Raw genomic sequence first — 21,324 nt, 5'->3', positions numbered from 1 at the left:
GGGGCGGGGCCCTGCGCGGCGGCGGAAGCGGGCGCCGGGGCGGGAGCGGTGGCAGGGGCCGGGGGGACCGGGGCCGGGGAGGGGGCCTGGGTCGTCGGCGGGGCCTGCGGCGGCTCCTGCCCCTGCGCCGAGGCCGTCGGCAGGGGCTGGGTGGGCTCCGGAACGGAAGGGGCCGACGAGAACGCCGGATCCGACGCAGGTGACGAGAGCGCCGGATCCGACGCCGCCGCCGACTCCTGCTTCGGCTCCTGCGGAGGCGCCGTGGAAGGCGCCGGAGGCGCGGGAGGGACGGACGGGGCGGAGGGGGCGGACTGGGCGGACGGGGCAGCCTGGTCCGCCGGAACCGCCGTGCCCTCGTTCTCGGTGCTCACAGCTCGCTCTCCTCGTTGACTGCGCGGGGTGGTGTCCTCGGTGGCCACCTGCTGGTTCCAGGGTGCTGCACCAGCTTTTCCCACGGGACGTCAGGCCACCGTAAGCCGGAGCTGTGCATACGCACCCCTTCATTTATATAGGGACAGAACGGACAGCTTCCCCTGTGTCCGTCCCGCCCCGCCAATGGCACCATGACGCCGTGACTCACGCACGGCAGCACCCCGACCGCGCACCCCTCCAGGTCGTCGCCCACCGCGGCGCTTCCGAGGACGCGCCGGAACACACCCTGGCCGCCTATGTGAAGGCCATCGAGGACGGCGCCGACGCCCTGGAGTGCGACGTCCGTCTCACCGCCGACGGGCATCTCGTCTGTGTCCACGACCGGCGCGTCAACCGCACCTCGAACGGCCGCGGCGCCGTCTCCGCCCTCGAACTCGCCGATCTCGCCGCGCTCGACTTCGGCACCTGGAAGGGGCGCGAGGACTCCGGCGAGAGCCCCGACCGGCGCGCCCCGGGATCCGCCTCCGTACTCACCCTGGAACGCCTCCTGGAGCTGGTCTCCGACGCCGGGCGCCCCATCGAGCTGGCCATCGAGACCAAGCACCCCACCCGCTGGGCGGGACAGGTCGAGGAGAAGCTGCTCCAGCTCCTCAACCGGTTCGGTCTCGACGCGCCCCCAGCACCCGCCGAATCGCCGGTACGGATCATGAGTTTCTCCGCCCGTTCCCTGCACCGGATCGCCGTCGCCGCGCCCACCCTGCCCACCGTCTCCCTCTCCCAGTTCGTCTCGCCTCGCCTGCGCGACGGACGGCTCCCCGCGGGCGCGCGCATCGCGGGGCCCTCGATCCGGATCGTGCGGCACCACCCCGCCGTGATCCTGCGACTCCGGAAAGCCGGGCACCAGGTGCATGTGTGGACGGTGGACGAGCCGGAGGACGTCGAGCTGTGCGAGCGCCTCGGAGTGGACGCGATCATCACCAACCGCCCCAAGCAGGTCCTCGCACAGCTCGGCCGCGGCTGACTCCCGCCCCTTCTTCCGCACCCCCCGTGCGCCCCCTGATATCCCCTCGTCAACCCCTCCTTTCCCATACGCCCCAAGGGATTACGGAGACGGCGGGGCGCACACCGGCGCGTTCCGTGTGTACGCGATCGTCACGAGTGCCTCATCGAACGCGGATTGGCCGGTTTCCGGTCCAGTCCATTGGGGCATCCACACCGTGGCGTGGGGCAAAGGAGGTCTCGGGGGTGGCGTTGGTGGTGACACAAGAGGTGCCCACGTCGTCGTGCATGGCCGTACCCCATGGCCCTGCGGGCGTGGGTAAGGCGCGGCACCGGATGCGGGACGAGCTGTACCGCAGCGGGGTGTCCGACGCGGTCGTGGACGACGCGGTTCTGATCCTTTCCGAGCTGCTCAGCAACGCCTGCCGGTACGGCAGGCCGCTGGGGCGGACGGAGCGGGGCGACGGGGACGTACGGGCCGCCTGGCGGGTGGACCCGGCGGGCGGGCTCAGAGTCGAGGTCACCGACGGAGGCGGTCCGACGAGACCCGTCCCGTCGACGCCCTCGGTGACCGCCCGGGGCGGACGCGGGCTGAACATCATCAGCGCGCTGGCCCAGGACTGGGGGGTACGGGACAGCGCGACCGGCGAGGTCACGGTCTGGGTGGTGGTCACCGAAGGACACCGCCGCGAGGACTTCGCGACCCGCGTGGGCGGCGGCTCGGGCTTCGACATCCTGGACGCGTACGACGATCTGGACTGAGGACCGGGGACCCGGGGGCCCGGGGACTGAAGGCCAGGGGCTGAGGACCGGGGACCGGGGGTTGAAGGCCAGGGGCTGAGGACCGGGGGCTGAAGGCCGGGTCGGCGGTCGGCGGTCAGGAACGGTGACCGGGGCCGGGAGCCCGAGACCGGCGGCCGGGGCCGGGAGCCGGGGAGGGCGGCCGGAACCGGGAGCCCGAGGCCGGGAGCCGGGGAGGGCGGCCGGAACCGGGAGCCCGAGACCGGTAGCCGGAGCTGGGTGGCAGGACGGGCGGCCGGGGCTGAGGCGCCTCGACCGAGGGACCGGGCCGGAGGCGTGGGCTGGGGCGTCCCGACCGAGGACCGGGCCGGAGGCGGAGGCGAGGGCTGGGCCGGGACCGAGGCCGTACGGCATTCGGCATTCGGCATTCGGCGACCCGGCCGGTACCCCCTCGTCCCGGACGGCCGACCCCTCGTCCCGGAGGGCCGCGCCCCGCCTGAAAGGGCCGGACGGCCCGTGCGGCTAGGCTCGCGGCCGAAACAGACACCGCACCGCCGCGATCGGGAGAAAGCCACACCATGGCCAAGAAGCGCCCCCAGACGAAGACCGGCACGACCGGTCAGGCACAGGTCACGAACGGGGAGATCCCGGTCGTCGGCGCGCGCGAGCCGTGCCCGTGCGGTTCGGGCCGCCGCTACAAGGCGTGCCACGGCCGGGCCGCCTCGCACGCCGTGACCGAACTCGTCCACCGCCCCTTCGAGGGCCTGCCCGGCGAGTGCGACTGGGTCGCGCTGCGCGAGCTGGTGCCCGCCGCGACCGTGCCGCTCACCCTGAAGGACGGCCTGCCGGAGGGCGTCCCCTCCGTGACGCTCGCGACCGTGCTGCCGATGGCCTGGCCGGCGCTCCGCCGCGACGACGGCTCCGTGCTGCTCGCCCTTCAGAACGACTCCACCTCCGGCGACCTCGCGCGCGACCTCGCCGACACCCTGCTGCGCGCCCTGGAGACCGAGCCGGGCACCCCGGTCGCCGGGCGCAGGGTGCCCGCCGAGGGCCCGCGCCTCCAGGACCTGCTGGACGCGGACGCCCCGTTCGCCCCCGAGGTCCACTCCGGCTTCGAGTTCTGGATCCCCCAGACCGCCGACGGCGCCGACCCCGAGGTCTCCGCCTCCCTTGAGCGCGCCAACGCCGCCGCGATCCCCACCGTCAAGCTGACCGGTGTCGACTCGGCGTACTGGTGCGAGACCCCGGACAAGAACCACCTGCGCTGGGTCATGCCGTACCCGGAGGAGCGGCTGCTCGACGCGCTGGCCCGGCTCCAGGCCGCCGATGGGACCTCGATCGGCGAGGACACCCGGCTCGTCGGTTCGTTCCGCGCCCACGGTCTGATGGTGCCGGTCTGGGACCTGCCGACCTCGATGACGGCGGAGGAGTGCGAGAAGCCCGCCGCCGAGTTCGCCGAGCGGCTCGCCGGGGCGCTCGCCTCGGACGCCCCGCTGACCGCGGAGGAACGGCGTGCCCGCGGCGGCCTCACCAACCGCCAGGTCACTCTCAGCTGATACCCCAGGTGGTATCGGTGACTGACAGACCGGTCAGTCGGTGACTTCCGCCACAACAGAGCCGTCGCACGGGTAAATCCCTGTCCGAATAACTGAGATCGAATTTGCGAACAGCAGATCTCTTGTTACGGTTCTGGAAGCCCGGTCGCTGGTGCATCCCCCGTCGCCAGCGATCGGGCCTTTCCATGTCCGCTGCCGGTCATACCGGAGCGTCGACGTTCAACTCCCTTCCGCGAACGGCCTGTTGCTCTCGGCCCGCAGCAGCAGCGGAGTGCTGCCGCCCTCGCCCGCACCCGCGAATTCCGCGACCGCCGTAGAGGCCGCCGCCCCTCCGCGATCCCGCTCCCGAGGCGTTTCACAGCTCCCCGGCTCGTCCTGCGCCGTGACGGCGCAGTGGACTTGCACGGTCCTTCCACCAGGGGTCATGAGGGTCAGGAACGCGTCGAGATCCTGCCCGGAGGCGTTGCGGTAGTACGTACGCGCCCAGGCTTCGGAGCCCTCGGCGAGGACGCAGGTCTGCGCCTCGACCCCGTCGGGGGAAACCAGCTCCGGTCCACAGCGCGCGACCCGCTCCCCGGCGGAAACCACGAAATCCACGGACCCGCCAGACCCCCCGTAACCGCCGTAACCGACGGAACCGACGGAACCGACCGATTCGGCGGAGCCGACGGAATCGACGGCGAATCCAGGGGTACGCGGGACCGGGCCGGACTCCGCCGCCGGAACCCCGGTGGGTCCAGTCGTCCAACCCGCCGTCACCAGGAGTGGCAGCAGGACGGCGACCGTGACGGCGGCGACCGCTCCGGCCACCCGGAGATCCACCGCACTCATACGCCCCACCTGTTCCCGCCTGGACCGGTGCCGTGTCTGGGCCGGAGCCGCCCCGCCCGTGCCCGCCTGGGCCGGAGCCGTCCCGGCGGACGGCATGAGCGGAGATGGGGGCGACCCTAGCGACGCCCGGCGGCCCTCCCGCCGGACATCCGCCCGTTTCCCCGTAAGTCGCCCCCGTACACACCCGTTCGGGTGAGCACCCGAGCCGACAGGGAACCGACGGCCCGGACCCCTCTCCCACGCCCGCCCAGACCCCCCTCAGCCCACGGCCCGGACCCTTCCCCGCGAACGGTCCGGACCTCCCTCAGTACGCGAGTCGGCTCCCACCGCCCGGAGCACTGGTGCCGGCCTCCACCAGTGCGTCGACCACCGCCTCGACGTCCGGCAGCCACGGTCGGGCCGAGCCCGCGAGCGGGGCCCGTTCCCAGCGGACCTGTCCGGTCCCCGTGACCGAGGGCGGCAGGACCAGATAGCCGCCCTCTCCATGGAACCGCAGCGAACTGGGCACGCTGTCCTTCGCGTACAGCAGCTCGCCGAGCCGTTCGAGGTCGTACGGGGCGACGAGGATCGACCAGCGGGTCGAGGTCGCCACGACCGGGCCGAGCCGTATGCCCATCGCGTCGAGCGCGACGAGCGCCCGCGCTCCGGCCACCGCGGGCAGGCTCACCGCGCAGGGCGCGCCGCCCCCCGTGGCGAGGAGCACCGGGGCGTCCGGACGCCTGGTCCACCACCAGCGGATCATGCGCTCGTCCGTGGTGGCGGCGAGGAGTTCGGGGTCGTACGGGTGGGCTCCGGGCACCACGCAATCGGGGTCTGGGCAGGAGCAGGCCGCCCCCGACGGCACGGGCACCGCACCACGCGGCACTCGCGGGCTCGCTCCCGGCAGGACGGGCCAGCCCCAGGCGACGGCGAAGGAGACCGCCGCTTCGAGCCGGGCGGTCCTCGCCTTGCGCCGGAACCGGAGCCTGCGTCGCATTCCGAGGATCTCGCGCATGAGCGCTCGTTCCTTTCCGTTGAACGCCGAATCCACATCACACCATGTGCAGGACTTTTCACTGTGCGTATCAGCGCGTACCGGGGTCGACGGGGTGGCGGCCCCCGTCGGAGCGGGGCCGTCCGGGCCGTGTCCAGGTGGACCACGTGGAACCGGTGGAGCGGGTCGGAGCCAGGTGGAGCCAGGTCAGAACGAGGTGGAGCCGGGTCAGCACCAGGGGCGGGTCGGAACACGTTCCCCGCCACTCGGTGACGGGCTTGCGGCCTGCGGCTCTGAAGACGCCGGGGTTCCGCGGAGCGTTCCGGGACAGTTCCAACTGCCCTTGCCTGTCACCGATTACGTACCCAGCACGCTCGGAATGACGCGCTTTCAAACGACGCCAGTCGACCGCAAAAGGTGCACACTGGGGGTAATTTTCAGCCAACTTCGCGCCGACTTCAACCCTCTCGCGCAACCTCTCGGACACCACAAGTCCCGCGAGGACAATGCTGGACATCGTTCCTCTTGTACGTGTACATGTGGATGCACCGAGCGGCTCAGGATGGCATGGGGGTTTTCGATGCTCTGGCGTCAAACGCACCGGTCGGAAAGCCGACTGACATGAGTGCCCCGCACCTGCCGAAAGTGGCCGGAATCGATTCCGCCGTCCCTGCTCCCCAGCAGACTACGTCGCCCCTTCCCGGGGTGCCCGCCGCCGCGAAGCCCTCGGAACCGCTCACCCCTCCCGGTGCGCTGATCCAGGACCGCCTCGCCGCCTGGGTCTCCGACCTCACCACCCTCCACGAGCTGACCGAGCGCCTGGTCAGGACCGACACCCTCGACGAGGCCCTGCACGAGGTGCTCGACGCGGGCGCCGCGCTCGTCGGAGCCCGCCGCGGCATGGGCGTCCTCGAACCCGCCGACGGTCTCGGCCCCGCCACCACCGTCGGCCTCGGGCTCGCCCACTCCGACCTCGGCATCATCGAGACCATCCCGCGCGGCACCAGCAGCTACGGGCGCCTCCTCGACACCCGGCCCGACCCGGCCCACCCCGGCCGGATCCCCGATCCGATCACCATCCGCGACGTCCGCGTCGAGGAAGGGCTCCACCCTCGCCACCGCGAGGTCGCCGCCCGCCTCGGCTACGCCGCCAGCTACGCCCTGCCCCTCGCCACCAAGGACGCGGGCCGGATCGGCGCGGCCGTCTGGCTCTACGACGAGCCCGCCGAGCCCGACTCCCGCCGACGCCATCTCGTCGGGCACTACAGCCGCTTCGCCACCGAACACCTGGCCAGGCTCCTCCAGATCGAACGCGCCCGCGCCCAGGTCAGCACCGTCGCCGAGGAGTTGCTGCCCAGCTGCCTCCCCCTCGTCCCCGGCGTCCGGCTCGCCGCCCGCCACCGCACCGGCCCCCGGGGCGGCGGCGACTGGTACGACGCACTGCCGCTGCCCGAAGGCGCCCTTGGACTGTCCGTCGGCTCCGTCTCCGGCTCCGGGCCCACCGCCCTCGCCGCCATGGGCCGACTGCGCGCCTCCCTGCGCGCGTACGCCGTGATGGAGGGCGAGGACCCGGTCGCCGTCCTCTCCGACCTGGAACTCCTGCTCCGGCTCACCGAACCTGCCCGCTCCGCGACCGCCCTCTTCGCCTACGCCGAACCGGACCAGCGCCGGATCGTCCTCGCCGGAGCCGGGCACGCCCCGCCGCTGATCGTCGGCGAGCGGCGCACCGAGTTCGTCGAGACCTCGCTCTCGGCCCCGCTCGGGATGCTCTCCTGCTGGGAGGCGCCCAGCGTGGAGCTGTCCCCCGAGCCTGGAGAAACGGTGCTGCTCTACACCGACGGGCTGCTGCGCCGTACCGGTGAGGCCATGGACCGGGCCTTCGCCCGGCTCCACGCGGCCGCCGCGAGCGTGCCCAGGGCGGACCGCGAGGACCCGGGCGCGATCGCCGACCACGTCCTGCGGACCCTCCTCCCGGAGGGACTCGACACCGAGGTCGACGGCGAGGACGTGGTACTGCTCGCCGCCCGCTTCGAGTGAGCCGGGTGCCGCCCGCTTCGAATGGGACGGGCACCGGTCGTTTCGAGTGAGACGGGGCCGGTCGCTTCCGAGAGACGGTCGCCGCCCGTTTCACGTGAAACGGGCGGCCGCTTCGCCTGAGCCCGGCACCCGTTTCGAGTGAGCGCGTCGCCCGTGTGCACCGGTGAGGACCCATGAGCGGAATGTGACATTCCAGTAATGGGTCCTCCGACCCTGGGCCCCCTTCCGTACGACCGTACGATGGGGGTGGTTCAGTGTCGTACCAGAGGAGGCAGACCCGTGGCCGAGGAGCTCACGCCGGAGACCCCGGAAGAGACCGAGCAGCAGGCGATCAAGCAGCGGAAGAACGGCCTGTACCCGGGCGTCTCCGACGAGCTGGCCGAGAACATGAAGTCCGGTTGGGCCGACACCGAGCTGCACGACCTGGCGCCCATCGCCCAGGCCGACCGGACGGCCGCGCGCCGTGCCGCGCTCTCCGCCCGCTTCCCCGGCGAGCGCCTGGTGATCCCCGCCGGAAACCTGAAGACCCGGTCGAACGACACCGAGTACAGCTTCCGCGCCTCCACCGAGTACGCGTACCTCACCGGCGACCAGACCCAGGACGGCGTCCTCGTCCTGGAGCCGACCGGGGAAGGCCACGAGGCCACCCTCTACCTGCTGCCGCGCTCCGACCGCGAGAACGGCGAGTTCTGGCTCGACGGCCAGGGCGAGCTGTGGGTCGGCCGCCGCCACTCCCTCACCGAGGCCGAGCAGCTCCTCGGCGTCCCCGCCAAGGACGTCCGCGAGCTCGCCGACGCCCTGCGCGAGGCCACCGGCCCGGTCCGCGCCGTGCGCGGCCACGACGCCGGCATCGAGGCGGCCCTGACCGACAAGGTCACCGCCGAGCGCGACGAGGAACTCCGCGTCTTCCTCTCCGAGGCCCGCCTCGTCAAGGACGCCTTCGAGATCGCCGAGCTGGAGAAGGCCTGCGCCTCCACCGCCCGCGGCTTCGAGGACGTCGTCAAGGTCCTCGACAAGGCCGAGGCCACCAGCGAGCGCTACATCGAGGGAACGTTCTTCCTGCGCGCCCGCGTCGAGGGCAACGACATCGGCTACGGCTCCATCTGCGCCGCGGGCCCGCACGCCACCACCCTGCACTGGGTCCGCAACGACGGCGACGTGCGCTCCGGCGACCTGCTGCTGCTCGACGCCGGCGTCGAGACCAACGAGCTGTACACCGCCGACATCACCCGCACCCTGCCGATCAACGGCCGGTACACCGAGCTTCAGCGCAAGATCTACGACGCCGTGTACGAGGCGCAGGAGGCGGGCATCGCCGCGGTGAAGCCCGGCGCCGCCTACCGCGACTTCCACGACGCCGCCCAGCGCGTCCTCACCGAGAAGCTCGTCGAGTGGGGCCTCGTCGAGGGCCCGGTCGAGCGCGTCCTGGAGCTGGGCCTCCAGCGCCGCTGGACCCTGCACGGCACCGGCCACATGCTCGGCATGGACGTCCACGACTGCGCCGCCGCGCGCACCGAGGCCTATGTCGACACCACCCTTGAGCCGGGCATGTGCCTGACCGTCGAGCCGGGTCTGTACTTCCAGGCCGACGACCTGACGGTGCCGGAGGAGTACCGGGGCATCGGCGTCCGGATCGAGGACGACATCCTCGTCACCGAGGACGGCAACCGGAACCTCTCGGACGGGCTGCCGCGCCGCTCCGACGAGGTCGAGGCGTGGATGGCCGCGCTGAAGGGCTGATCTCCGCTTACGTTGGAACCGAAGGGCCCCGTCGACCGACCGGCGGGGCCCTTCCCCGTTCCCGTTCGCTGATCTGCTTCCCACCCCGTTCGCTTTCCCGTTCGCGTCCGCGTACGCGTCCTCGTTCGCTTCCCGGGGCGGGTGCGTCACGCGAGCAGCAGCGACGGGCTGTCCTTCCACTTCAGGATCTTGTCGAAGCTGACCACCGCGCCGCCCCGGCCCGTCCGGTTGCCGAAGTGCACATGGTCCGCCAGCTCCTCGATGAGCCGCAGCCCCCGGCCGTGCTCGGCGTCCGCCGGAGCCTCCGGCACCCCGGTGGCCGCGATCCCCGCGCCCGGCGTCCCCGACGGCCCGGCCGCCCCCGGGAAACCCGGGCCCGAGTCGGCCACCTCGATACGGCAGGTCTCGCCGTCCAGATACGCCGTCACCCGATAGGCCCTGGTCCCGGTGCCCGTTCCGTCCGCACCGCCCCCGCCGTGCTCCACCGCGTTCGCACAGGCCTCGGTCAGCGCGACCGACAGCTCGTACGACACCTCGGGATCGACCCCCGCCGTCTCCATCGTGCCCAGCAGCAGCCGCCTGGCCAGCGGCACACTGGCGGCCTCCCGCCGCAGATGGAGTGACCACCAGATGCTCATGCTCCCGCCTCCCGGCAGCGGCTCGACATACCGATACCTATTGCCTGGCGGAACCCTTCGTAAGCACGAGAAGTCGCCAAGAGACCTCGTTCGGCGGATGCACGCCGCCGGGAACCCGGTGTATGGCCCATCGAAGACGCCCAAGCGCCGCAAGGGCGACCTTACGGACCTGCCTCCTGCGGACAGGGGCCTTGGTGCGATGATGGGCCCGCCATGAATGCCCCCGCGCTCGCTCCACGGCTGCTGAGGGCCGCGGTGTTCACCGCGGTCTGCGTCGTGCTGTCCGCGCTCGGGCACGCCCTGGCCGCCTGCGCGGGAATCGCCCCCTGGGCCCTGGTCGCCGGGTTCCTCGGAATCTTCGGCATCACCGTCCTCCTCGCGGGGCGCGAACGCTCGCTCGGCTTCGTCGTCGCCACCCTGACCGGCGGGCAGCTCACCCTGCACGTACTCTTCGGCCTCGGACAGCGCCGGCTCACGCTGGGCCCCGAAGCGGACGACGTCCTCGTCCGGATGGCCGCCCGGCTGGTCTGCGGGGCCGGCGGCGCCTCCCTCACCCCGGTCGACGCCACCCGGATCGTCCGCGACGCCGGGCTCGACCCGACGGGCGCGGTCACGGGCGCCGGAGCCCACCCCGGCCATCTGGCCGCTGCGGGCTCCCCCGCCGGTGAGCTGCTGCCCGGTCTGCCCATGCTCCTCGGGCACCTGCTCGCCGCCCTCGCCACGGGCTGGCTGCTGCGGCGCGGCGACCGCGCCCTCGTCCGACTCGTCGAACTCTCCGAGCAGGGCGCGACCGAACTCGCCGAGCACGCCGTGATCCGCTCGCTGCGGGCCGCCCTCCGACTCGTACGGGCGCTGCTCGCCGGTCTCGCGGCCACCCCGGGCACCGGCCCGGCACGGGCGGTCCGCACCGCCTTCGCCTCCTCGCCGCCGCCGGTGGCCGAGGCCCTCCAGCACACGGTGATCAGGCGCGGCCCCCCGGCCGCGGACTGCGTCCTCGCAGCCTGACGCACCACCGCCGGACCGCTCGACGGGAGCGGGCCCGCGCCCGTCCGTACGCCTGTGGAGGCTTGCCCTCCCCTCGGCGCGCCGGACTCCACCGTCTCTCTCCTCGCTGGAGTGTTTCTGCCATGACCGCTTTCCGCGTCTCCTCCCGTTCCGCCTCCCGCGCGTCTTCCCGTTCCGCCTCCCGCGTCTCCGCCTCGCGTGTCGCCCTCGCCGGCGGTATCGCGCTCTCCTCCGTGGTGCTGCTGTCCGGCCCGGCGTTCGCGCACGTCAGCGTGCAGCCGGAGGGCCAGGCAGCCAAGGGCGGCTACGCCACCGTCAACATCAAGGTCCCCAACGAGCGGGACAACGCCTCCACCGTGAAGCTGGAGGTCAACTTCCCGCTCGACCACCCCCTCGCCTCCGTCATGCCGCAGCCCATCCCCGGCTGGAAGGCCGAGGTGACCAAGAGCAAGCTCGACAAGCCGCTCCAGCTGCACGGCAAGACGATCAACGAGGCCGTCTCCAAGGTGACCTGGACCGCCGACGGTTCGAAGATCGGCCCCGGCCAGTTCCAGCAGTTCCCGCTCTCCCTCGGCCAGCTGCCCGAGGACGTCGACCAGCTCGTCCTCAAGGCGATCCAGACGTACGACAACAAGGAGGTCGTGCGCTGGATCGAGGAGCAGAAGGACGGCGCGGAGGAGCCGCAGAGCCCCGCCCCCGTCCTGAAGCTCTCCGCCGCCTCCGACGACCACCACGGCGGCGCCGCCGCGTCGGCCGCCCCGTCCGCCTCTGCCTCCGGCGATGAGAAGGCCGGGCACAAGGAGACGGGCGCGAAGGAGACGGCCGCCGCCGACTCCTCCGACACCACGGCCCGGGTCCTCGGCGTCATCGGCATCCTCGTCGGCATCGCCGGTGTCGCCTTCGGCGTCCTCGCGGGCCGCCGCCGCTCGGCCTGACGGAGCGCGGGCCCAAGGGCCCAGAGGCCCTTGAGGACTCGGGCCCGAGGACCTGAGGACTTACGGGGCTGGCGGGTTCGGCGGGCCTGACGGGCCTGAAGGCCTGGCGGGTCTGATGGGCCTGAAGGCCTGGCGGGTCTGACGGGTCTGACGGGTCTGACGGGTCTAACGGGCCTAACGGGCCTAACGGGCCCGGCGGGTCTGAAGGTCTGACGGCCAGCTGACGCGGGGGCTCTGGAGCCGGTTATCCCGAATCCGGAGCCTCCGTGTCCGGGGGGCTCCCCCCTCCCCCCCTCCCCACCCCGCCCCACCCAGCCCCACCCCTCCTCCCTCAACCTCCTCCGCATCCCCACCCTCCGACAGAAGCGGAAAGAAGCGACATGTCCGCAGAGAAGACACCCACCCCGGACTTCGGGGACACCACGGGGTCCCGGCCCGGCCGGCGCACCCCGTTGATCATCGCCACGGTCGCGATCGTGGCGGCGATCGGCGTCACCGCGGCCGTCGGCCTCGGCGACGGCGACAGCGACAAGGCCCCCGCCAACGGCGCGGTCGCCGTGGTCTCCGGCGGTGACGACCCCACCAAGGTCGCCACCGTCCTGGACCGCCCGTACGCCAAGCCGAACCTCGTCCTCACCGACGCCCAGGGCCAGAAGTTCGACCTGCGGGAACGGACCAAGGGCAAGCCCACCCTCCTCTACTTCGGCTACACGCACTGCCCCGACGTCTGCCCCATGACGATGAGCAACATCGCCATCGCCAAGAAGCAGCTGCCCAAGGCCGATCAGGACAAGCTCGAAGTCGTCTTCGTCACGACCGACCCCGAGCGGGACACCCCGGCCGAACTCGCCAAGTGGCTGCCGGCCGCGGGAGACCCGTCCTTCACCGGTCTCACCGGCGAGTTCGCCACCATCCAGGCGGGTGCCCGCCAGATCGGCATCGGCATCGACCCGCCGAAGAAGGAGGGCGACCAGGTCATCTCCATGCACGGAGCCCAGGTCGTCGCCTTCTCGCCCACCACCGACCAGGGCTACGTCCTGTACGGCGAAGACGCCGGCGTCGACGACTACGCCAAGGACCTGCCGAAGCTCATCAAGGGGGAGAACCCGTGATCCGCCGCACCACCATCCTGTCCGCCACCGTGGCGCTCGCCGCCTCGTTCGCGCTGGCCGGGTGTTCCTTCTCCACCGACAGCTCGGAAAGCTCGGGCAGTTCCGTCACCTCCGACGACGGCAAGCCGAAGCTTGAGGTCAGCGGCGCGTTCATGCCCCAGCCCGTGATGGACATGGCCGGTGGCTTCCTCACCATCAAGAACGACGGCTCCACGGCCGACAAGCTGACGTCGGTCACCAGCTCCCTCTCGGACGACGTCACGATCCACGAGACGAAGAACCAGAAGATGCTGGAGGTGAAGTCTTTCGACATCCCCGCGAACGGCGAGCTGAAGCTCTCCCGCGGCGGCAACCACATCATGTTCATGGGCCTGAAGACGAAGCCCAAGCAAGGTGAGAAGGTCGGTATCGAGCTCCACTTCGAGAAGTCGGCCACCATCAAGGTGGACCTTCCGGTCGAAGCGCCCAACCACAACCCGCAGCAGCACTGAGCCTGTTGACGCAGCTCGGACGGAACTGACGGAGTAACCCAGAGATGACAACCACCGCCCCGCGCCTCGGCACCGCCCTGGCCCGGCTGCTGATCCTGGCAGCCGCGCTTCTGGGCACGCTGCTCGCCGGTGCCGCCCCCGCGTCCGCGCACGCGGCGCTGACCGGAAGCGACCCGAAGGACGGGGCGGTGGTCGCCACCGCTCCCACGGAGGTCAACCTCACCTTCTCCGAGCAGGTCGCCATGAGCCCCGACTCGATCCGGGTCCTCGACCCGGCGGGCCGACGGGCCGACACCGGCGAGATACGCGACCTGTGCAGCGACTCCCTGGTCCGCTACGGGGTGGCGCTCCGCGCCGGCCTGCCCGACGGCACCTACACAGTGGCCTGGCAGACCGTCTCCGCCGACAGTCACCCCATCTCCGGGGCCTTCACCTTCTCCATCGGCGCCCCCTCCGCCACCTCGGTCGCCCTGCCCGACCGGCCCGTCGGCGGCGGAATCGTCGGCACCCTCTACGGCATCGCGCGCTATCTCGCGTACGCCGGTTTCGCCGTCCTCGTCGGCGGCGGGGCCTTCGTCCTGGCCTGCTGGCCGCGCGGGGCGAGCGTCCGGCCCGTCCAGCAGACCGTGGTCCGCGGCTGGCTGGTCCTCACCGGTGCCACCCTCGCCATGCTGCTCCTGCGCAACCCGTACACCGGCTCCGGCGAACTCTCCGACGTCTTCGACCTGGCCGGTCTCAAGGCCGTCCTGGAGACCAAGACCGGCGCCGCGCTCACCTCCCGGCTGCTGCTGCTCGGCGCCGCGGCGCTCTTCGTGGCCGTCCTCTTCGGCTCCTACGCCCGGCGCACCGACCCGAAGGAGAAGAAGGACCTCTCCTTCGGGCTCGCCATCGGCGGCACCGTCGTCGCCGCGGGCATCGCCGGAACCTGGGCCCTGGCCGAGCACGCCTCGACCGGTCTCCAGCCGGGCATCGCCATGCCGGTCGACATCCTGCACCTGCTGGCCGTCGCCGCCTGGTTCGGCGGTCTGACCACGCTGCTCGTCTCCCTCTACCGCGCGCCGCACGTCGAGCGCTCGGCGGTCGAGCGCTTCTCCACGGTGGCCTTCGGCTCCGTGGTCGTCCTCGCGGCCACCGGGCTCTACCAGTCCTGGCGCCAGGTCGGCTCCTGGTCCGCGCTCACCGGGACCCGCTACGGGCAGCTGCTGCTCGTCAAGATCGGCCTGCTGTGCGTCCTCCTCGGCATCGCCTGGATCTCCCGTCGCTGGATCCGCCGCCTGGCCGACTCGAAGACGACCGGCTCCGACCAGGGGACGGACACCGCAGCCGAGGCCGCTTCCGAGCCCGAGACCGCTTCGGAGCCCGGCCAAGACCCGGCGGCAACCGCTCAGGGCGCGGACGAGGCAGACACCGAGACAGCCACCGAGGGCCAAGCCACAGCCTCTGCTCCTGCCCCCGCCACGGCCGCAGCCGCGTCCGAGGAGGAAGCGGCCGGAACGGTGACTCCGGCCGTCGACGAAGCCGTCCCCGACCCCGAGCGGGCCGCGCAGCTCGCCCGGCAGCGGGCCGCCGTAGCGACCGCCCGGCGCAAGCGCGAGCGGGACGCCGACCCCGAGCGGGCCGGACTGCGCCGCTCGGTGCTGACCGAGGCGGCCGTCGCCGTCGTCCTCCTCGCCGTGACCACCGTCCTCACCTCCACCGAGCCCGGCCGCACCGAGGAAGAGGCCGCACGGGCGAACCCGGCCTCCGGCCCCGCCGCCGTGCCCGACCGGCCCGTCGACATCCGGCTGCCCTTCGACACCGGCGGCGTCGACGGCAAGGGCGTCGTCCGGCTCAGCCTCGACCCGGGCCGTACCGGCGCCAACGGGCTGCACCTCTTCGTCGAGCGCCCCAATGGCAAGCCGCTCGACGTGCCCGAGATCAAGGTCGCCCTGACCCTGGAGGCGAAGGACATCGGCCCGCTGCCCGTCGCCCCCGACCGCATCCAGACCGGACACTGGAGCGCGAGCGGCGTACAGATCCCGCTCTCCGGCGACTGGCGGATCCAGGTGACCGTCCGTACCTCCGATATCGACCAGACCACCGTCGAGAAGAACGTGAAGATCGGCTGACCCGTGACCGAGAACGACAACCTTGAGATCTCCCGGCGGCGCCTGCTGGGCACCGTCGGCGCGGCGGGCGCTACCGGCCTCGTCCTCGGCGCGGCCGGGGGCGCCGGAATCTCCGCGGCCGTCTCCGGCGACGAGCCGGGCGCCCCCGGCTCCGGCGGCTCCCCGAGGCTGACCGCCGTCGGAGCGACGGAGGTGATGTTTCACGGGAAACATCAGGCAGGCATCACCACCCCGCTCCAGTCCCGAGGCCATCTGGTCGCCTTCGACCTGGCACCAGGCGCCGGGCGCAAGGAGGCCACCGCCCTGCTGCGCCGCTGGTCGGCGACGGCGAAGGCGTTGATGGCGGGGAAGGCGGCGACCGGGGACACCGGGATCGCGCTGGACGCGGGTCCGTCCTCCCTCACGGTCACCTTCGGCTTCGGCCGTACGTTCTTCGACCGCACCGGGCTGGTCTCGCGGCGGCCCGGCGCCCTCGATCCGCTGCCCGCCTTCTCCTCCGACGCACTGGACCCGCGTCGCTCGGAGGGCGATCTGTGGGTACAGATCGGGGCCGATGACGCCCTGGTCGCGTTCCACGCCCTGCGGGCCCTCCAGAAGGACGCGGGCGACACGGCCAGGGTCCGTTGGCAGATGAACGGCTTCAACCGCTCGGCCGGTGCCACCGCGAAGCCGATGACCGCCCGGAACCTGATGGGGCAGGTCGACGGCACCAACAACCCGAAGCCCGCCGACCCCGACTTCGACCGGCGCCTCTTCGTCCCCGCCGGGGGCACCGACGCCGAGGCGTGGATGGCCGGCGGCTCCTACGCGGTGGTCCGCCGGATCCGGATGCTTCTCGACGACTGGGAGAAGCTGCCGCTCGACGGGCAGGAGAAGGTGATCGGGCGCCGGAAGTCCGACGGAGCCCCGCTCAGCGGCGGCTCCGAGACCACCGCTTTGGACCTGAACAAGCGGGGCCCGGACGGACAGCTGGCCGTCCCCGACAACGCCCACGCCCGGATCTCCGCCCCCGAACAGAATGGCGGGGCGGCGATGCTGCGCAGGCCGTTCTCCTTCCACGACGGCATCGGCGCGGACGGGACGCCGGACGCCGGGCTCCTCTTCATCTGCTGGCAGGCGGACCCGCTCAGGGGCTTCGTGCCGGTGCAGCGCAAGCTCGACCGGGGCGACGCCCTGTCGGCGTTCATCCGCCATGAGGCCAGTGGACTCTTCGCGGTTCCGGGCGGCCCGGCCCAGGGCGAGTACGTGGGCCAGCGCCTTCTGGAATCCTGAGCGCCCACGGGCCGTCGGCTGGATTCCCTTACGCGTCCGGGCCATTAGGGTGACCGTATGTCCGCCAACCGGTTCACGTATCTCGGCCCCGAGGGCACCTTCACCGAGGCCGCGCTGCGTACGCTGCCCGAGGCCGCGACGAGGGAACTCGTCCCCATGGTCTCCGTCCCGGCCGCGCTCGACGCCGTACGGAACGGGGAGGCGGCCGCCGCCCTCGTGCCGATCGAGAACTCGGTCGAGGGCGGGGTGACGGCCACTCTCGACGAGCTGGCCTCCGGCGGACCCCTGATGATCTACCGCGAGGTGCTGCTGCCGATCGCCTTCGCGCTGCTCGTCCGGCCCGGGACCAAGCTCTCGGAGATCAAGACGGTCACCGGTCACCCGGTGGCGCAGCCGCAGGTGCGGAACTGGCTGCGGAAGAACCTGCCCGACGCCGTGTGGGAGTCGGCCGCCTCCAACGCGGACGGGGCCCGGCTCGTACAGGAGGGCCGTTTCGACGCCGCCTTCGCGGGCGAGTTCGCGGCGACGACGTACGGTCTCGAAGCGCTGGTGAAGGAGATCCACGACGCGGAGAACGCCGAGACGCGTTTCGTGCTGGTGGGTCGGCCCGCCCGACCGGCCGCTCCGACCGGCGCGGACAAGACCTCGGTGGTGCTGTGGCTGGGTGACGATCATCCGGGTGCCCTCCTCGGACTGCTCCAGGAGTTCGCGGTGCGCGGGGTGAACCTGATGCTGATCCAGTCCCGGCCCACGGGAGCGGGGATCGGGAACTACTGCTTCGCCGTGGACGCCGAGGGCCATATCTCGGACCGGCGGGTGGGCGAGGCGCTGATGGGGCTCAAGCGGATCTGCCCCCAGGTGCGCTTCCTCGGCTCGTATCCGAGGGCGGGCGTCTCGGCCGAGGATGTACCGCCGCTGCGGCACGGAACTTCGGACGGGGAGTTCACGACGGCCTCCGACTGGTTGGCGAGGGCCCAGGACGGTCGGGCTTGATCCGATGGTGACCGAAAGCTCCCGACGATGGGAGCGTTCGTCCACAGGCACGGATCGATAGTCCTACTAGTCCTACCTGCATATTTTTCAGTTACCCACAGCGGTTATCCACAGGCATCCCGTTCAGCCTGGGGACAAGTCGACAGCTCGCATCGACAAGGTCGACAAATCACCCTGCCGGGGGCCCCGTAGCGCCCTCCATCCACAACGCCCCACCGAGGGCTACGTCAGCACTCTTCACCCGGACCGCCTATCCGGGCGGGCATTTCTCACCCGAATGAGCACCTTGCCGGGGTTTAGTCATGTAATTCCAGGGCCCTTGGACGGGAATCCTTCTGACACTCTCCCTAGTCCACAGATCTTCCACACAGCCTGTGGATAACTATTCGCGAAGAGCCCGCGCTCACCCCCTGTCGGCCACTCCCGACCACCCTTGTAGGGATTAAAAGGGGCGAAGTGCAACAAATCACCTCTCGGGTGGCAACACGCGTGCCGTTATCCGGTAAGGGCGGACGAACGCGCGACGGTAGCCTGGTGGGGTGATTGACCTTCGCCTGCTCCGTGAGGACCCCGACCGTGTTCGCGCCTCCCAGCGCGCCCGTGGAGAGGACGTCGGCCTCGTCGACGCCCTGCTCTCCGCCGATGAGCGGCGCAGGTCGTCCGGCGTCCGCTTCGACGAACTCCGCTCCGAGCAGAAGTCGCTCGGCAAGCTGATCCCCAAGGCCACCCCCGAGGAGCGCGCCGAGCTTCTCCAGAAGGCCGAGCAGCTCAAGGCCGACGTCAAGGCCGCCGAGGCCGAGCAGAACGAGGCCGACGAGACGGCCAAGTCCCTGCTCCTCCGGCTCGGGAACATCGTCCACACGGACGTCCCGGTCGGCGGCGAGGAGGACTTCGTCGTCCTGGAGACGCACGGCACCATCCGCGACTTCGCGGCCGAGGGCTTCGAGCCCAAGGACCACCTGGAGCTGGGCGAGGCGCTCGGCGCCATCGACGTGGAGCGGGGCGCCAAGGTCTCCGGCTCGCGCTTCTACTATCTGACCGGCGTGGGCGCCCTCCTGGAGCTCGCCCTGGTCAACGCGGCCATCGCGCAGGCCACCGAGGCCGGCTTCATCCCCATGCTGACCCCCGCGCTGGTCCGTCCGCGCGCCATGGAGGGCACCGGCTTCCTCGGCCAGGCCGCGGAGAACGTGTACCACCTGGAGAAGGACGACTACTACCTCGTCGGCACCTCCGAGGTCCCCCTCGCCGCGTACCACATGGACGAGATCATCGAGGCCGACAAGCTGCCGCTGCGGTACGCGGGCTTCTCGCCCTGCTTCCGCCGCGAGGCCGGCACGTACGGCAAGGACACCCGGGGCATCTTCCGCGTCCACCAGTTCGACAAGGTCGAGATGTTCTCGTACGTCGCTCCGGAGGACGCCGAGGCCGAGCACCAGCGTCTCCTGGAGTGGGAGAAGCAGTGGCTGACCGGTCTCGAACTGCCCTTCCAGGTCATCGACGTCGCCACCGGCGACCTCGGCGCCTCCGCCTCCCGTAAGTACGACTGCGAGGCGTGGATCCCCACCCAGGGCAAGTACCGCGAGCTGACCTCGGCCTCCAACTGCGACAGCTTCCAGGCCCGTCGGCTCTCCGTCCGCATGCGGGACGAGCAGGGCGGCAAGAAGACCGTCCAGCCGCTGGCCACCCTGAACGGCACGCTGTGCGCCGTCCCGCGCACGATCGTCGCCATCCTGGAGAACCACCAGCTGGCCGACGGTTCCGTGCGGGTGCCCGAGGTGCTCAGGCCGTACCTCGGCGGCCGTGAGGTCCTGGAGCCGATCGCCAAGTGAGTTCCTTCCCCTACCGCCTGGTCGCGACGGACCTCGACGGCACCCTGCTGCGCGCCGACGAGTCCGTCTCGGACCGTACGCGGGAAGCCCTCGCCGCCGTGACGGCGGCGGGCGCCGCGCACATCGTCGTCACCGGCCGGGCGGTGCCCTGGACCCGGCACATCCTCGACGACCTCGGCTACGAGGGGATCGCGGTGTGCGGCCAGGGCGCGCAGGTCTACCACGCGGGGGAGCACCGGCTGCTCACCTCGCTGACCCTGGACCGGCAGCTCGCCGGGCTCGCGCTCTCCAAGATCGAGGCGGAGGTCGGCCCGGTGGCGCTGGCCGCCAGCCGGGACGGTCTGGAGGGCGAGGTCCTGATGGGCCCCGGCTACCAGGTGCAGGAAGGCCCGCTGCCGTACATCCCCTACGAGGACCCGTCGGAGCTGTGGGCGGCGCCGCTGACCAAGCTCTACATCCAGCACCCGACGCTGACGGACGACGAGCTGACCCGGGCCGCCCGGGAGTCGGTCGGCGGTCTCGTCGACGTCGTCATGGCCGGTCCCGGGATCGTGGAGATCCTGCCGCTCGGCCTGAGCAAGGCGACCGGTCTCTCGCTCGCCGCGCGTCGGCTCGGAGTGAAGGCGGCGGAGACGATCGCCTTCGGCGACATGCCGAACGACATACCGATGTTCGGATGGTCGGCCCACGGCGTCGCCATGGGCAACGCGCACGAGGAACTGCGCGCGGTGGCCGACGAGGTGACCCTGTCGAACGAGGAGGACGGCATCGCCGTCGTCCTGGAGCGCCTGCTGACGTCCTGAGGGACCGGCACGAGCCCTGTGGAAGAGGGAGGGGCGCCCTCGCGCGGCCCGGTTTCCCGCTCGAAGCGGACGACCGGGTCCGCGCGCTCGAAGCGGACGCCCCTCCCCCCGGGAGATCCCCCGTTCCTCCCGCACGACTAGTGTGCGCCGGGCCGCCGTTCGGGAGCGACCGGTTTTCCCCGGGTGAGCGGATAGCAGGCCAGACCGATCGCGAGCGCGATCAGATGCCCGAGATCGGTGTACGTGCGGTCGGCGACGAACGGCACGACGAAGAAGGCCACCACTCCCGCCAGATAGAGCCACCGCCAGGGCCCGGCCAGCCGGTAGGCGAGGATGCCCGCCGTGGCGGCCAGCCCGTAACTCACCCCGATGTCGACGACATGCGCCATGCTGCGCGGGACGTCGTGGTGCCGGATGGCGACCAGGACGACCTGCTGGCTGATCAGGGTCGCGGCGACGTGGGCCGTGGTGACGACGCAGAGCCAGCGCACGGTGCCGAGCCAGCGCTCCACCGGGGCGTGCAGCAGCTCGAAGAGCACCACGTAGAGCGGGAGGGCGGCAGGGTCCTCGATCCAGAAGGCACTGCCGAGCAGGGCACGGATCGGGTGGTGGGACAGCTGGTGCAGATTGCTGCTGTTGCGGTGGAGGAGGTGCGTCTCCAGGCCCCGCGGGGCGAGCAGGATGACGAGGCTGGTGGTCGTGATGACCAGCAGCCAGACATGCGTACCGGGTGACGAACGCACCCACGACCTGATCGGCCGGGACGGTTCGCCACCCCGCGGGAAGCCGCCGGGGCCGCCACCCGAGGGGGAGCCGCCGGGGCCGCCACCCGGTGGGGAGCCGCCGCTTCCGACGGCTCCGCCCGTTCCGCTGGTTCCACTGGCTTCGG

At 71.8% G+C, this 21,324-nt stretch carries 18 protein-coding genes and 1 pseudogene; 15 read left to right on the top strand and 4 right to left on the bottom strand.

Features of this window, described 5'->3' with window-relative positions; all coding sequences use genetic code 11:
• From BU197_RS18515 to BU197_RS18500, 4 genes and pseudogenes are all read left to right on the top strand, one after another.
• Positions 1-390, top strand: a pseudogene (locus BU197_RS18515) (hypothetical protein); the annotation flags it as partial.
• 181 nt (positions 391-571) lie between these two features.
• The gene (locus BU197_RS18510; RefSeq protein WP_188269398.1) at positions 572-1,393 is read left to right on the top strand and encodes a glycerophosphodiester phosphodiesterase; all 822 of its coding nucleotides are present in this window, start codon (positions 572-574) and stop codon (positions 1,391-1,393) included.
• 137 nt (positions 1,394-1,530) lie between these two features.
• Complete coding sequence (locus tag BU197_RS18505; protein WP_188269397.1) at positions 1,531-2,133, top strand: ATP-binding protein; 603 nt, start codon at positions 1,531-1,533, stop codon at positions 2,131-2,133.
• Positions 2,134-2,690: 557 nt separating this feature from the next.
• Positions 2,691-3,668, top strand: a complete 978-nt coding sequence (locus tag BU197_RS18500) for a DUF5926 family protein (protein WP_188269396.1) — start codon at positions 2,691-2,693, stop codon at positions 3,666-3,668.
• Between the two features lie 219 nt (positions 3,669-3,887).
• Here BU197_RS18500 and BU197_RS18495 read toward each other — a convergent pair whose 3' ends face one another.
• Together BU197_RS18495 and BU197_RS18490 are read right to left on the bottom strand one after the other, a co-directional pair.
• Complete coding sequence (locus tag BU197_RS18495) at positions 3,888-4,499, bottom strand: hypothetical protein (RefSeq protein WP_188269395.1); 612 nt, start codon at positions 4,497-4,499, stop codon at positions 3,888-3,890.
• Positions 4,500-4,803: 304 nt separating this feature from the next.
• Entirely contained in the window at positions 4,804-5,493 is a 690-nt protein-coding gene (locus tag BU197_RS18490) for a bifunctional DNA primase/polymerase (protein ID WP_188269394.1), read from the bottom strand.
• Positions 5,494-6,039: 546 nt separating this feature from the next.
• Here BU197_RS18490 and BU197_RS18485 point away from each other — a divergent pair.
• Both BU197_RS18485 and BU197_RS18480 read left to right on the top strand, forming a co-directional pair.
• Positions 6,040-7,509, top strand: a complete 1,470-nt coding sequence (locus BU197_RS18485; protein ID WP_188269393.1) for a PP2C family protein-serine/threonine phosphatase — start codon at positions 6,040-6,042, stop codon at positions 7,507-7,509.
• A gap of 279 nt (positions 7,510-7,788) precedes the next feature.
• The gene (locus tag BU197_RS18480; protein WP_188269392.1) at positions 7,789-9,249 is read left to right on the top strand and encodes an aminopeptidase P family protein; all 1,461 of its coding nucleotides are present in this window, start codon (positions 7,789-7,791) and stop codon (positions 9,247-9,249) included.
• A gap of 146 nt (positions 9,250-9,395) precedes the next feature.
• On the opposite strand, the gene BU197_RS18475 is transcribed toward BU197_RS18480, so the two are convergent.
• Positions 9,396-9,887 (bottom strand): ATP-binding protein, encoded by a 492-nt coding sequence (locus BU197_RS18475; protein ID WP_188269391.1) that lies wholly within the window; start codon positions 9,885-9,887, stop codon positions 9,396-9,398.
• A gap of 213 nt (positions 9,888-10,100) precedes the next feature.
• Between BU197_RS18475 and BU197_RS18470 the strand changes: the two genes are divergently transcribed.
• From BU197_RS18470 to BU197_RS18430, 9 genes are all read left to right on the top strand, one after another.
• Positions 10,101-10,892: a hypothetical protein gene (locus tag BU197_RS18470; RefSeq protein WP_188269390.1), complete on the top strand. Its 792-nt coding sequence runs from the start codon at positions 10,101-10,103 to the stop codon at positions 10,890-10,892.
• A gap of 122 nt (positions 10,893-11,014) precedes the next feature.
• Complete coding sequence (locus tag BU197_RS18465) at positions 11,015-11,827, top strand: YcnI family protein (protein ID WP_188269389.1); 813 nt, start codon at positions 11,015-11,017, stop codon at positions 11,825-11,827.
• Between the two features lie 380 nt (positions 11,828-12,207).
• Positions 12,208-12,939, top strand: coding sequence for an SCO family protein (locus tag BU197_RS18460; protein ID WP_188269388.1), 732 nt, complete (start codon positions 12,208-12,210; stop codon positions 12,937-12,939).
• Positions 12,936-13,430 carry a copper chaperone PCu(A)C gene (locus BU197_RS18455; protein WP_188269387.1) on the top strand — a complete coding sequence of 165 codons (495 nt, stop codon included), beginning with the start codon at positions 12,936-12,938 and terminating at the stop codon, positions 13,428-13,430. Before BU197_RS18460 ends, BU197_RS18455 begins: the two co-directional genes overlap by 4 nt.
• Before the next feature lie 44 nt (positions 13,431-13,474).
• Positions 13,475-15,538 (top strand): copper resistance CopC/CopD family protein, encoded by a 2,064-nt coding sequence (locus tag BU197_RS18450; protein ID WP_188269386.1) that lies wholly within the window; start codon positions 13,475-13,477, stop codon positions 15,536-15,538.
• A 3-nt stretch (positions 15,539-15,541) separates the two neighbouring features.
• Positions 15,542-16,810: an iron uptake transporter deferrochelatase/peroxidase subunit gene (efeB, locus tag BU197_RS18445; RefSeq protein ID WP_188269385.1), complete on the top strand. Its 1,269-nt coding sequence runs from the start codon at positions 15,542-15,544 to the stop codon at positions 16,808-16,810.
• Between the two features lie 57 nt (positions 16,811-16,867).
• Entirely contained in the window at positions 16,868-17,803 is a 936-nt protein-coding gene (pheA, locus tag BU197_RS18440; protein WP_188269384.1) for a prephenate dehydratase, read from the top strand.
• 539 nt (positions 17,804-18,342) lie between these two features.
• Positions 18,343-19,632 carry a serine--tRNA ligase gene (gene serS, locus BU197_RS18435; protein WP_188269383.1) on the top strand — a complete coding sequence of 430 codons (1,290 nt, stop codon included), beginning with the start codon at positions 18,343-18,345 and terminating at the stop codon, positions 19,630-19,632.
• Positions 19,629-20,435: an HAD family hydrolase gene (locus BU197_RS18430; protein WP_188269382.1), complete on the top strand. Its 807-nt coding sequence runs from the start codon at positions 19,629-19,631 to the stop codon at positions 20,433-20,435. The genes serS and BU197_RS18430 overlap by 4 nt, the downstream gene beginning before the upstream one ends.
• A gap of 137 nt (positions 20,436-20,572) precedes the next feature.
• Here the strand turns inward: BU197_RS18430 and BU197_RS18425 are convergent, their stop codons facing one another.
• The gene (locus tag BU197_RS18425) at positions 20,573-21,190 is read right to left on the bottom strand and encodes a rhomboid-like protein (RefSeq protein WP_188269402.1); all 618 of its coding nucleotides are present in this window, start codon (positions 21,188-21,190) and stop codon (positions 20,573-20,575) included.
• Between the last annotated feature and the right edge of the window lie 134 nt (positions 21,191-21,324).

This window comes from Streptomyces sp. CBMA291 (assembly GCF_014596525.1).
GTDB lineage: Bacteria > Actinomycetota > Actinomycetes > Streptomycetales > Streptomycetaceae > Streptomyces.
This window is presented reverse-complemented; position numbering and strand designations above follow the sequence as displayed.